Origin of the sequence: Streptomyces caniscabiei (assembly GCF_014930365.1) — a bacterium.
Lineage (GTDB): Bacteria > Actinomycetota > Actinomycetes > Streptomycetales > Streptomycetaceae > Streptomyces > Streptomyces caniscabiei.
On record NZ_JABXWI010000015.1, the window covers coordinates 72,816 to 85,753 of the forward strand.

10 protein-coding genes and 1 pseudogene are annotated in these 12,938 nt (G+C 71.6%); 6 read left to right on the top strand and 5 right to left on the bottom strand.

The features are described from left to right. Positions 1-115 precede the first annotated feature (115 nt). A complete protein-coding gene (locus HW837_RS35275) occupies positions 116-3,475 on the bottom strand; it encodes a S41 family peptidase (RefSeq protein WP_193380330.1) in 3,360 nt (1,119 codons plus the stop codon). Between the two features lie 246 nt (positions 3,476-3,721). On the opposite strand from HW837_RS35275, the gene HW837_RS35280 reads away from it, so the two are divergent. The 3 genes from HW837_RS35280 to HW837_RS35290 all read left to right on the top strand — a co-directional run bounded on the left by HW837_RS35280 (position 3,722) and on the right by HW837_RS35290 (position 7,437). Beyond that, the gene (locus HW837_RS35280) at positions 3,722-4,327 is read left to right on the top strand and encodes a TetR/AcrR family transcriptional regulator (protein WP_045556214.1); all 606 of its coding nucleotides are present in this window, start codon (positions 3,722-3,724) and stop codon (positions 4,325-4,327) included. A 161-nt stretch (positions 4,328-4,488) separates the two neighbouring features. Then, positions 4,489-6,810 (top strand): MMPL family transporter, encoded by a 2,322-nt coding sequence (locus HW837_RS35285; protein WP_193380329.1) that lies wholly within the window; start codon positions 4,489-4,491, stop codon positions 6,808-6,810. Positions 6,811-6,888: 78 nt separating this feature from the next. After that, on the top strand, positions 6,889-7,437 hold the full coding sequence (locus HW837_RS35290) for a DinB family protein (protein ID WP_045556216.1): 549 nt from the start codon (positions 6,889-6,891) through the stop codon (positions 7,435-7,437). 71 nt (positions 7,438-7,508) lie between these two features. Here the strand turns inward: HW837_RS35290 and HW837_RS35295 are convergent, their stop codons facing one another. Both HW837_RS35295 and HW837_RS35300 read right to left on the bottom strand, forming a co-directional pair. Further along, positions 7,509-7,973, bottom strand: coding sequence for a hypothetical protein (locus HW837_RS35295; RefSeq protein WP_045556217.1), 465 nt, complete (start codon positions 7,971-7,973; stop codon positions 7,509-7,511). Positions 7,974-8,005: 32 nt separating this feature from the next. Then, positions 8,006-8,880, bottom strand: a pseudogene (locus HW837_RS35300) (hypothetical protein). A 175-nt stretch (positions 8,881-9,055) separates the two neighbouring features. Here HW837_RS35300 and HW837_RS35305 point away from each other — a divergent pair. Together HW837_RS35305 and HW837_RS35310 are read left to right on the top strand one after the other, a co-directional pair. Further along, positions 9,056-9,355, top strand: coding sequence for a hypothetical protein (locus HW837_RS35305; protein WP_193380328.1), 300 nt, complete (start codon positions 9,056-9,058; stop codon positions 9,353-9,355). A 126-nt stretch (positions 9,356-9,481) separates the two neighbouring features. After that, positions 9,482-10,375, top strand: coding sequence for an intradiol ring-cleavage dioxygenase (locus HW837_RS35310; protein WP_045556220.1), 894 nt, complete (start codon positions 9,482-9,484; stop codon positions 10,373-10,375). On the opposite strand, the gene HW837_RS35315 is transcribed toward HW837_RS35310, so the two are convergent. Both HW837_RS35315 and HW837_RS35320 read right to left on the bottom strand, forming a co-directional pair. Beyond that, positions 10,359-11,048, bottom strand: coding sequence for a histidine phosphatase family protein (locus tag HW837_RS35315; protein ID WP_045556432.1), 690 nt, complete (start codon positions 11,046-11,048; stop codon positions 10,359-10,361). The two genes, HW837_RS35310 and HW837_RS35315, sit on opposite strands and share 17 nt — an antisense overlap. Before the next feature lie 185 nt (positions 11,049-11,233). Further along, the gene (locus HW837_RS35320; protein WP_045556221.1) at positions 11,234-11,581 is read right to left on the bottom strand and encodes an SsgA family sporulation/cell division regulator; all 348 of its coding nucleotides are present in this window, start codon (positions 11,579-11,581) and stop codon (positions 11,234-11,236) included. A gap of 286 nt (positions 11,582-11,867) precedes the next feature. On the opposite strand from HW837_RS35320, the gene HW837_RS35325 reads away from it, so the two are divergent. Then, complete coding sequence (locus HW837_RS35325; protein ID WP_045556222.1) at positions 11,868-12,938, top strand: energy-coupling factor ABC transporter permease; 1,071 nt, start codon at positions 11,868-11,870, stop codon at positions 12,936-12,938.

Sequence of the window (12,938 nt, forward strand, 5' to 3'; positions counted from 1 at the left end):
CACTCTCCTTCACCGGAGGGTGCCCCGCGTTCTTGCGTTCCGGGGCGGCTCGGGACGGGGACTTGGTGATCGAGACGGCGCGGCCCCAGGACCCCGGGGGTCGGCCGGGCGGGGGCTACGAATGCGGTCGCGGGGGCAGTTCGGGGCGGGCCCTGTTCGGGACGCCCGTGTAGTCCGGGGGGTTCGCCGGGGGGTGGGACTTCAGGAGTTCCAGGGCCAGGCCTACCGCCGCCTCCAGCTGGGTGTTGCGGCCCTCGGCCCAGTCCAGCGGGGTGCGGAGGGTCTCCAGGTCCGGGGTGACACCACGGTTCTCGACGGTCCAGCCGTACGCGTCGAACCAGGCGGCGTTCATCGGGACCGTGATGACCGTGCCGTCGCCGAGCTGGTGGCGGCCGGTCATGCCGACGACGCCGCCCCAGGTGCGCAGCCCCACGACGGGGCCGAGCCGCAGCAGTTTGAACGCGGCGGTGATCATGTCACCGTCGGAGGAGGTCGCCTCGTCGGCCAGGGCGACGACGGGACCGCGCGGGGCGCTCGACGCGTACGACACCGGCTGGGCGTTCCTCGTCAGGTCCCACCCCAGGATCGTGCGGCTCAGCTTCTCCACCACCAGCTCGCTGATGTGGCCGCCCGCGTTGCCGCGCACGTCGACGATCAGGGCGGGCCGGGAGACCTCCATGCGCAGGTCGCGGTTGAACTGGGCCCAGCCGGAGCCGCCCATGTCCGGGATGTGCAGATAGCCGCAGTGGCCGCCGCTCAACTCCCGTACGACCTCTCGGCGTTTGGCGACCCAGTCCTGGTAGCGCAGGGGGCGTTCGTCGGTGAGGGGGACCACGGCGATGCGGCGGGGGCGGTCCTGCACGCCCGTCTCGGCGGGGTCCTCGGGGCCGTCCTCGGACGGGTGGGGCGCGGCGGGCTGGGTGAACGTCAGCTCGACCGTGGTGCCGCCCGCGCCGACCAGCAGGGGGTACGGGCCCGTCGTCGGGTCCACCGGGCGGCCGTCGACGTGGGTGAGGGCCGCGCCCTCCCGGATGCCGGTGCCGGCCAGGGGTGAGCGTGCCTTGGAGTCGGAGGAGTCGCCGGGCAGGATGCGGCGGATCGTCCAGTCGTCGCCCCGGCGGACGAAGTTGGCGCCGAGGAAGCCCTGGCGGCGCTGGTAGTGGGGTGGGCCCTCGTTGCGGCGGGCGGGGGAGACATAGGCGTGGGAGGTGCCGAGTTCACCCAGCACCTCCCGCAGCAGGTCCGCGAACTCGTCGGGGGAGGCGACCCGTTCGACCAGCGGGCGGTACTGGGCGAGGACCCCGTCCCAGTCGATGCCGCTCATCCTCGGGTCCCAGAAGTAGGCGCGGATCAGCCGGCCGGCCTCCGCGTACGCCTGGCGCCACTCGGCGCCCGGGTCGACCTCGTGCGGGATGCGCCGCAGGTCGATCCAGACGGTCGTGTCGCCGTCGCCGGACTCGGTGGAGGGGACGGCCCGCAGGTCGCCCTCGTCCACGACCACGAGCCGTGAGCCGTCGCCGCTGACGGCGAACCAGTCCAGGTGCTCGACGAGTTCGGACTTCTTCGCCTTGCTGATGTTGAAGTACTCGAGGGTGGGGCGCCCGGTCATGTCGTCCGGGTTGGCGAAGGTCTCGCCCAGGGCGCCCGAGATCGGCCACCGCAGCCAGACCAGGCCGCCGCCCGCGACCGGGTACAGCGCCGAGTACTTGGAGGCGGTGACCGGGAACGGCGTGACGCGGTTCTCCAGGCCCTCGGTCTCCACGCTCACCGTGCCGCCGGTGTTCTCGTCCTCGGTGGGGTCCATGCCCCCGGCGACCGGGCGGCCGTCGGGGTTCAGGGCGAAGGGAGAGGGCGTGGCGGAGGAGAGCGGCACCAGATAGGGGCGGCAGCCGAGCGGGAAGGACAGGTCGCCGGTGTGCACGTCGTACACCGGGTCGAAGCCGCGCCAGGACAGGAAGGCGAGGTAGCGGCCGTCGCCGGTGAACACCGGGTTCTCGTCCTCGAAGCGTCCGCCGGTGACGTCGACGACGGTCCGGTCCTTCATCCGGGCCATCTTGATCTGGCGCAGGCTGCGGCCGATGCCCGGGTGGGACCAGGCCAGCCAGGCGCCGTCGGGGGAGAAGGCGAGGTCGCGGACGGGGCCGTTGAGCGAGGTGATGAGTTCGGTGACCTCGCCGTCGGCCTCCTCGGTCCCCGCGGCGGCGGCCACCTCGTCGGGCACCGTCAGCAGCAGGACGCGGCCGTCGTGCGCGGCGACGGCGAGGCGTTCGCCGCGCGGGTCGGAGACCACCTCCAGGACGCGGCCCAGGCCGCCGGAGGCGAGGCGGCGGGGCTCGCGCGGGCCGGTGGCCCCGGGGAGGTGGGCGATCTCGATCGCGTCCTCGCCGTCCGCGTCCGTCACGTACGCCACCCGGCCGCTGGAGCCCAGCATCTCCGGCAGCCGGACGCGGACGCCCGGGGTGTCGGCGATGGTCCGGGCGGGGCCGTCGCGGTGGGTCAGCCAGTACAGGCTGCCGCGCACGACGACCGCGCTCGCGCGGCCCGTGCCGTCCACGGAGATGCCGTCGACGTGCTGCGCGGCCGGCACCTGGTACGGCCGCCGCCCGGTGCGCGCACCGCCGAGCCGTACGTCGAGCCGGCGCGGGACGGCGTCGGCGGCGAGGTCGTCGACGAGCCACACCTCGCCCGCGCACTGGTACACCACCCGGGTGCCGTCGCTCGCCGCGTGCCGGGCGTAGAACGCGTCGTGGTCGGTGTGGCGGCGCAGGTCGGAGCCGTCGTGGGCGCAGGAGTAGAGGTTGCCGACGCCCTCGTGGTCGGAGAGGAAGGCGATCCGGCCGCCGACGAACATGGGGGAGTGCAGATGCCCGTCGAGGTCGGCAAGCAGCCGCTCGCCGTGCAGCCAGAGGCGGCCCGTGGCGCCGCCCCGGTAGCGCTTCCAGGAGGCCGGTTCGTGCGGGGGCGTGCCGGTCAGCAGCAGGGTGCGGCGCTCGCCGTCGATCTCGGCGGACTGGATGTCGGCGACCGGGCCCCAGGGGAGCTTGCGGCCGGGCTCGCCGTCCGGGCGGACCTTGTAGGCCCAGGTGAAGTACGAGAACGGCTCGCCGTGGGAGGCGACGGCCAGGATGTCCGAGTGGCCCTCCCGGTCCGGCGGGGTCCAGCCGCGGACCTCGGTGTCGGGGCTGCCCCAGTGGGTGAGCCGGCGCGAGGGGGCGCCGCCGTCCACCGGGATCAGATGGATCTCCGGGAGGATGCTCCGCCAGCTCGTGTACGCGATGTGCCGTCCGTCGGGCGAGAAGCGCGGCGTGGCGACCTTCGTACGGTCGACGGTGAGCCGCCAGGCGCGTTCCGAGCCGTCCAGGGGGGCCAGCCACAGGTCGTCCTCGGCGACGAAGCAGAGGTGGTCGCCGCTGAGGTGGGGGTGGCGGAGGTAGCCGGAGTCCCGGCGCGTTCCTTGCTCGTAGCTGTCGCTCACCCACCCATGCTTTTCCGGTCGGGAGGCACCGGCAACTTCTCACGCGCCGCACCCCCTGCCGGGTGACCGACGGCGTGACCCAGCGCACGTACGAAACGGTTTCGTTTTCTTCGCATCCCGCGCTATCGTTTAAGCGTACGAAACCGTTTCGTTCGGGAGCGGGCGTCCGGCCGGTGTCACCCGTGCCGTGCCGCACGGCCGGTAGCCTGTCGTCCTCGAACGCACAACCGCAGCAAGGGGAGTGACATGACTGAGACCGCGACGGCGCGCCGCAGTCGGATCACGCCCGAGCGCGAGGCCGAGCTCTACGCGGCCGTCCTCGACCTGCTCCGGGAGGTCGGCTACGACGCCCTCACCATGGACGCCGTCGCCGCCCGCACCCGGTCCAGCAAGGCCACCCTCTACCGCCAGTGGGGCGGCAAGGCCGAGCTGGTCGCGCGGGCGATGCGGCACAACAAGCCGCATTCCGACATCGGCTCGGTCGACACCGGATCCCTGCGGGGCGACCTGCACGCCCTGGTGATGACCACCGACGACTGCACCATGGAACAGAACAACGCGCTGATGCGGGGTCTGGCCATGGCGGTGCACGGAAATCCTGACCTGCTGAAGGCCTTCCGTGAACTGATCATCGAGCCGGAGATGCTGGAACTCCGCCGCGTGATGCAGCGCGCCGTCGACCGGGGCGAGGTCCGTCCGGACAACCCCGCCATCGACTACGTGGTGCACATGTTCGTCGGCGCCTTCGTCGCGCGGGGCATGATCGAGGATCAGCCGCCCACGCAGAGCTTCCTCAGGTCCTACCTCGACGCCGTCGTCCTCCCCTCGCTCGGCGTGTCGACCCCTCACTAGTTCCCCTTAGTACGGCACGAACCCCGTTCGACCCACCGCTCATGTCGTCGGGCTGATCACCCCTGCCCCACCACACCCCGCCCTGCCTCCTTCCTCCCCACGGCACGGGCTGATCCGTCCTGCCCTCCTGCACCTCACGACCTGAACGGGAGTACGCCCCCGTGGCCACATTCCTCTACAAACTCGGCCGACTCGCCTTCCGGCGACGACACTTCGCCGTCCTCGTCTGGGTGGCTCTGCTGACGCTCGCGGGCGTCGGCGCCGCCTCCGCGCCCGCCGCGGGCTCGTCGTCCTTCTCCATCCCCGGCACCGAGGCCCAGAAGGCCTTCGACCTGCTGGAAGAGCGCTACCCCGGGATGAGCGCCGACGGCGCCACCGCCCGGGTCGTCTTCAAGGCGCCCGAGGGCGAGAAGATGGCCGACGCCGCCAACAAGGCGATCGTCGAGAAGACCGTCGCGGAACTGGGCGACGGCTCCGAGGTCGTCTCCGTCAGCGACCCCTTCACCACCCGGGCGGTCAGCCGCGACGGGACGACCGCCTACGCCTCGGTGACGTACGACGTCCCGGCCATGGAGCTGAAGGACTCCTCCCGGGAGGCGCTGGAGGCCACCGCGCACAAGGCGCAGGACGCCGGGCTGACCGTCGAGATGGGCGGTGACGCCCTCCAGGCCGAGCCCGAGACGGCCGTCGCCGGCGAGATCATCGGCCTGGCCATCGCCGCCGTCGTCCTCGTCATCACCCTGGGCTCGCTCGTGGCGGCCGGGCTGCCGCTGCTGACGGCGATCATCGGCGTCGGCATCGGCGTCTCCACGATCACCGCCCTCGCGAGCGCGCTCGACCTCGGCGACACCACCTCCACGCTCGCCCTGATGATCGGGCTCGCGGTCGGCATCGACTACGCGCTGTTCATCGTCTCCCGCTACCGCTCCGAGCTGGCCGAGGGCCGGGAACGCGAGGACGCGGTCGGGCGGGCCGTCGGCACCGCCGGCTCGGCGGTGGTCTTCGCGGGACTCACGGTCGTGATCGCGCTCGCCGGTCTCGCGGTCGTCAACGTCCCGATGCTGACCAAGATGGGTCTCGCCGCGGCGGGCACGGTCGTCGTCGCGGTCCTCATCGCCCTCACCATGATCCCGGCGCTGCTCGGCTACGCGGGCCGCAAGGTCCGGCCGGCCGACGAGAAGGGCGGACTGGGCGGACTGCTGGGGCGGCGCAAGGCGAAGGGCTCCGGCGGGGGCGGCGCGGGCAAGGGCGCTCCGGTGGACTCCGCCGAAGGCTCTGCCGGGGGCTCCGCCGTGGTCAAGCCCAGTCTGGGCACCCGTTGGGCGAGCTTCGTCGTGCGTCGTCCGATCGCCGTGCTGCTGTTCGGCGTGGTCGGTCTGGGGGCGGTCGCACTGCCGGCCACCCAGCTCGAACTGGGCCTGCCCGACGACGGCTCGCAGCCGACGTCCACCACGCAGCGCCGGGCGTACGACCTGCTCTCCGAGGGCTTCGGGCCCGGCTTCAACGGTCCCCTGATGGTCGTCGTCGACGCCAAGGACAGCGCGTCCCCGAAGGAGGCCGCCAGCGCGGTCACCGACGAGATCAAGGGTCTCGGCGACGTCGTGACGGTGACCCCGGCGACGTTCAACAAGGCCGGTGACACCGCGATGATCACGGTCATCCCGGAGTCCAAGCCGTCCTCCACGCAGACCGAGAACCTGGTGCACGCCATCCGTGACGCGGGCGCCGGCGTGGCGGCCGACACGGACGCGAAGGTGCTGGTCACCGGCGCGACGGCGATGAACATCGACTTCTCGCAGAAGCTCACCGACGCGCTGATCCCGTATCTGGCGCTGGTGGTGGGACTCGCCTTCCTCCTGCTGATCGTGATCTTCCGGTCGATCCTGGTGCCGCTGAAGGCGGCCCTCGGCTTCCTGCTCAGCGTGCTGGCCGCGCTCGGTGCCGTGGTCGCGGTCTTCCAGTGGGGCTGGCTGGCGGGGCTCATCGGGGTCGAGGAGACCGGCCCGATCATGTCGATGATGCCGATCTTCATGGTGGGTGTCGTCTTCGGCCTGGCGATGGACTACGAGGTGTTCCTCGTGACCCGGATGCGTGAGGCGTACGTCCACGGCGAGAACCCGCACCAAGCCGTGGTGACCGGCTTCAAGTACAGCGCCCGGGTGGTCGCGGCCGCCGCGGCGATCATGATGGCCGTCTTCGCCGGCTTCATCGGCTCCGGCGAGTCGATGATCAAGATGATCGGCTTCGGTCTCGCCATCGCCGTCTTCTTCGACGCGTTCGTCGTCCGCATGGCCATCGTCCCGGCCGTCCTCGCCCTCCTGGGCGACAAGGCCTGGTGGCTGCCGAAGTGGCTCGACCGCGCGCTGCCCAACGTCGACGTCGAGGGTGAGGGCCTGCGGGCGCACGACGACGCGGCCGGGAAGCGGGCCGAGGACGACGAGGACAAGGACGAGGACAAGGACCGGCCGCTGGTACGCGTCTGACGCGCGGGAAGGACCGCCGGTGAGGGCCCGTGGGGACGGGCCCTCACCGGCTCTCGCATGTCGGGGTAGGCATGAGGGATGACCGAACAGACGCAGCAGACACAGCAGACCCCCCGGGGAACCCGTGACGACCGCGTGGGGCCGCCCCACCGGGGCACCGAGCGCGAGACGCTCCGCGCCTTCCTCGACTACCACCGCGCCACGCTCGCCATGAAGTGCGCGGGACTCACGGACGAGGAGCTGCGGCGGCGGTCGATGCCGCCGTCCACGCTGACCCTGCTGGGTCTCGTACGGCACATGGCGGAGGTGGAACGCGCCTGGTTCCGCCGGGTCTTCGAGGATCACGACGCGCCGATGGTGTGGTCGAAGGAGATCGACTTCCAGGCGGCGTACGACGCGAGCGCCTCGACGCGGGCGGAGGCGTTCGGGGCGTGGGAGGCGGAGGTGGAGACCTCGCGGCGGATCGAACGGGAGGCGGAGTCCCTGGACCTCGTCGGCCGCCAGCCGCGCTGGGACGAGGAGGTCTCGCTCCGCATGGTCATGATCCACGTCCTGCTGGAGTACGGCCGCCACAACGGCCACGCGGACTTCCTGCGGGAGGGGGTGAACGGGACGGTGGGGGCGTGAGACCGGACGGCGGGGGGCGTGAGGACCGGACGGTGGGGCGTGAGGGGCAGGGGCGCGGGGGCCGTCGGCGCCTAGAGGTGCTGTTTGGCGGTGTTGATGAGGTGCGCGATCCCGTCCCGGGTCCGTACCCGGCGTTCGACGAACTCCGGCCTGTTGTCGGTCTTGTGGACGGCGGTGACCTCGGCGAGGACGGTCTCGGCGGCTCGGCCCAGTTCCTCGTCGGCCGTGAGCATCTGTACGCGGAACAGCGCCTCCTGCGCGGCGGACCGCAGGTCGTACGCGCGGACCCGGACCGCGTCGGGGTCCTCGGGCGGGGGCTGTTCGTGCTCGCAGAACCACAGGTGGACCAGGGCGCGGCGGTAGTTGATCAGCGCGCCGGCGTACACGGAATAGGCGTCGAGGCGTTCCTGGCGGAGTTTCTCGCGGCGGGTGAACTCGTGGGTGCGGTCGGTGGCGCGTTGCTGGAAGGCGAGCGTCAGTCCCGACCCGAGCAGCGTCCCGAGCACGGCTATGCCACTGGCGATGATGGTCTCCACCCGCCAAGCTGATCACGCGGCGACGGCCGGGGTCACTCCTCGGCGAACACCTCGGCGACGGATGTGGCCGTGATCGCGCGGGTGAACCAGAGGTTGAGGGTGGCGAGGTCGTGGCAGGACGTGATGCGGTCGCGATCGGTGGCGGACACGGGGACCTCGCGACCGTCGAGGAGCAGCAGGATGCCCTCGGCCTTGCCTTCTGCCCTGCCCTCCGCCCGGATCTCCTCGGAGATCGGCGACGTGAAGAACGAGAGGTCGGTCATGAGTGCCCTCCAGGTGTCGGCGGCCGGCGCTTCACCCAGCCCCTGAGATGTCAGTTCAACGAAGATCGTCGCAGTGTCGGGATCGCGGGCTTCCAGGCCCTTCAGAGCGTCTACCAGTACTTTGAGTATGGCATCGGCCTGCGGGTCGCGGCGGTGCAGGACAGCGGACAGAACGGTCAGCGGGATGTCCTGGCGAGCCTTCACCGGGTCGTCGACGACCGGTACGTCGTCCGGCCCGAGGACGAGGGGGCGCAGGGTGAGGGAGGGCCACTCGGGCGGTCCGAAGTCGACGGTCCCGGACGCCCAGGCGGCCGTGCTCCTGCTGTCGCACACGACGAGGAGCACCGCGGGCACCTCGTACTTCGCGTGCAGGTGCGCCAGGTAGTAGGCCCAGTTCCTCGGTTTGTCGGGGACCTTCTTTCCCTGAGCCTCCACGGCCAGAAGGAACCTGCCGCGCTTCGTCTCGACGTTCAGCAGTGTGTCCACCCTCCGTTCCAGAGGACGGTGCTCCGTGAGGTCGGTGCAGAACGGTGTGGCCGAGATCGGATCGTCGAAGGGATGCCGAGTGCCCGAACCGCGCGGGCGAAGACGCCTAGATCCTGCTGGAAGATCCGGTGCATGGCCTCATGAGGGGAACTGACCATAGGGTTCCGCCGAGTCCTTTCGTCGCTCTTGAGCGTGAGCATATGGCGGACAAATATGCTCACAGCAAGGCGAGTTGGCGTATTCACTCGCAGGAGTGAACGATGTCGTCGCGCAAGTGTCGGAGGGGGACCGTGACTGCCGTCGAGGTGCGTTGGTTCAAGGGAGACGCCGTCCATGGCCCGGGGGACTGAGGACCGGCGGGTCGCCGTCGGCGTCGGGGCCGCGAACGTGGTCATGTGCTGTGTGCTGCTCCTGGTGGCCGTCGGCGCGCTGTTCGTGGAGCCCACCACCCGGGCCGAGGAGACCGAGGCGGGAGAGCTCGCGGCCCGGATCTACGGGTACTGGTTCCTCGGCGGGCTGGTCCTGTTCCCGGTGTTGCGGATGACGCGGACGTGGCTCGTCCACCTTGGCACGATGATCGTGACGCCCGTCGTGCTGTTCGCGCTCGTGGTGCTGTCGGCGGTGGCGCGGTGACACGCGGCCGCTCGGTGACGCGGCCCGACGCCCGCTTCATGGGGAAGGCCTGGGAAGCACACAGGAATTGCTCATAGCATCACGCGCATTCCATGACGGGAACATTCGGAAAGCGCGGTTCCGTAGATGAGCACAGCACCCCAGAGCGGCGGCGGCCGGACGCACGGTCACGGTCACGACCACCACCACGACGACGAGTTCGACAGAGGGCTCTCGTACGACCTGCCCGTGTTCGCCCGCCGCCGCATGCTCGGGCTGCTGGCCGGCGCGAGCATGATCCCGCTGGTCGCGGCCTGTTCCTCGGACGACTCCGGCGGCTCCGCCGCGGACCCGGCCTCCTCCGGCTCGTCCTCCTCGTCCTCCTCGTCCTCGTCCGGCACCTCCGGCGCCGACTGCGAGGTCATCCCGAGCGAGACGGAAGGGCCGTACCCCGGTGACGGCTCCAACGGCCCCAACGTCCTGGAGGAGAGCGGTGTCGTCCGGCGCGACATCACCCGAAGCGTCGGCTCCTCGAACGGTGTCGCCGAAGGCATCCCGCTGACGATCACGCTGACGGTCGTCGACCAGGCCTCCGGCTGCGACGCCCCGAAGAAGGGCGCGGCCGTCTACCTGTGGCAGTGCGACCGGGAGGGCAGGTACTCCCTCTACTCCGACGGCGTCACCGAGGAGAACTACCTGCGCGGCGTCCAGGAGACCGACGCCGAGGGCCGGCTCACCTTCACCTCGATCTTCCCCGGCTGCTACCCCGGCCGCTGGCCCCACATCCACTTCGAGGTCTACGACAGCCTCGAGGACGCCACCGCCACCCGGGACATCGCCGTGACCTCACAGCTCGCCTTCCCCAAGGACGTCTGCGACACCGTGTACGCGACGGACGGCTACGGCGACAGCGCCGGGAACCTCGGCGAGCTGTCCCTGGAGACCGACATGGTCTTCCGCGACGGCTACGACCAGCAGCTCGCCACCGTCGAGGGCAGCACCGACAAGGGGTACACGGCCACGCTCACCGTGGCGGTGTAGCGGGGGTGCCGGCCGGTCCCGGCGGGGCGAGGTGCGTCGTGTCGCCCCACTCCGCCGGCCGCAACCGCCGCCCGTCGTTCTCCCACCGCGAGACCGAGGCGTTGGGGACGGGCGGCAGCCGGTCGGGGGCCGTCGCGCCGAGCCCCGCGCACACGAGACGGACGGCGACCGCGATCGCGTCGTGGGCGATCAGGAGGACACGACGGCCGGGCGCGACGCGGTCCAGTTCGCCGACGAAGTCCCGTACCCGCAGCACCACATCGGCGAGCGCCTCACCGCCCGGCGGGCGGTAGAACCACTCGCCGACCCGGGCCCGCCGGGCCGCCTCCTCCGGTGCGCGGGCCCGCAACGCGGCCGGCGGGTGCATCTCGAAGATCCCCATCTCCCGGTCCCGCAGCCGCTCGTCGACCAGCAGCGGCGGCGGGACCACACCGGGATGTCCCGCCATCACCTCCCAGGTCTGCCGCGCCCGCACATACGGCGAGCACACCACCAGATCCGGGCCGGCGGGCCCGGCCGACCCCGCCAACCACCCACCCAGTGCCCCGGCCTGGGCGCGGCCCAGGTCGGAGAGGGGGACGTCCGCGCCGCGGCCCGGCAGGGGCACCGTCGACCCCGTCCGCTCGGCCTCCTCGTACGCCGCGTTCGCCGTGCTCTGCCCGTGCCGCACCACCCACAGCGCGGCGAGCGCGTACGGCGGTGCCAGTCCCTCACCAGGTGCGGTCGTGACCCCCGTACCGGTGGCGTCGTCCCTCCGCGCTGTCATGCGTCCCCCAGGTCGTGGCGATCCGGCTCTCCGCGTCGGTCGCCGACATGCATACCCAGGAATACCCCAGGGGGCCGCCCCGGACGCTCGGCTCAGTGCGCCACCGGCGTGGCCGTGTACGTCCGCCGCAGGAAGCGGACCAGCGCCTTGGTGTCGAACTGCATCACCGCCACCTCCCCCTCGGCGGAGTGGAACTCCATGACGGCCTGGACCCGGCCGCAGGGCCAGATGCTCACAGAGCCGGCGGTGGTGGGGGTACGCAGGCCGCGTTCGAGGAGCTCGCGGGGGAAGGTCCACTCGTCGGGGCCGGGCAGGCGTACGCGTACGGCGGAGGCGTCGGTGTCGGGGTCGTAGCGGAGGACGACCGGCACGGTGTCCCGGTCCTCGGGGGAGTCCGTGACGACATGCGCCCGGGCGTACTGCTCGACGGTGACGGACATCGAACGGCTCCTCACGCTGAGTGACACAAGCAGAAGCTGTGAATCCGCTGTCCACTGCCTCTCCAATGTCGCATATTTTCGGCCGCGCGCCCCCGGAAGCCCTGGAAGGGCACTGCAAGACGCCTGTAAGAGCCACCGGTGTCCGGCGAACCCTTGGCTATTCGGCACGTAGGCGCTCTTGCAAGGGGGTCGCAATAAGGCACTATCATCGTTAGGTTCCAGCCAGCTCCAGCCAGCCCGTCCCCACTCGGTGGCCCGGCCCCGTCCCAGGAGAGCGAGCCCTCGTATGCATGTCCCCGACGGATTCATCAACGCCCCCGTCTCGGCGGTCGCCGGAGTGGTCGCCGCCGGAGCGGTCGCCGTGAGCCTGCGCGGTGCCCGGCGCGAACTGGACGAGCGGACGGCGCCCCTCGCCGGACTCGTCGCCGCGTTCATCTTCGCCGTGCAGATGCTGAACTTCCCGGTCGCGGCCGGGACCAGCGGACATCTGCTCGGCGGGGCCCTGGCCGCGATACTCGTGGGCCCCTACACCGGGGTCCTGTGCGTGTCCGTCGTGCTCCTCATGCAGGGCATCCTCTTCGCGGACGGCGGCCTCACCGCCCTCGGCGTGAACATCACGATCATGGGGGTGATCACCTCCGTCGTCGGCTACGCCGTCTTCCGCGCGCTGGTCAGGATCCTCCCGAGGAGGCGGCGCTCGATCACCGCCTCCGCCTTCGTCGCCGCCCTGGTCTCGGTGCCCGCGTCGGCCGCCGCCTTCACCCTCGTCTACGCGATCGGCGGCACCACGGACGTGCCGATCGGCTCCGTCCTCACCGCCATGGTCGGCGTCCACGTCCTCATCGGCATCGGCGAGGCCGCGATCACCGCCGCCACGGTCGGCGCCGTCGTCGCCGTACGCCCGGACCTCGTGCACGGCGCCCGCGGCCTGACCGCCCCGCTGAAGCTGCGGGTCAACGGTGAGCTGGTGGACGCCCCCGCCACTGCGTCCGCCGCCGCGCCGGCGCCCGTCGCGGCCCGCTCCACCCGCAAGGTGCTCCTCGCCGGGCTCGGCACCTCGCTCCTCCTCGCCGGTGTCGTCAGCTTCTACGCCTCCGCCAGCCCCGACGGTCTGGAGAAGGTCGCCGCCGACAAGGGCTTCGACGCCAAGGCCGAGGAGCACGCCGCCGCCGACTCCCCGTTCGCCGACTACGGCGTCGAGGGCCTCACCGACGCCCGCCTCGCCGGCGGCCTCGCGGGCGTGATCGGCGTCGGCGTCACCGTCGTCGCCGGTACGGGGATCTTCTGGGCCGTCCGCAAGCGGCGCGCCGGAGAGGACGACGCCGCGTCCCCGACCTCCGTGCCCGAGAACGCCTGA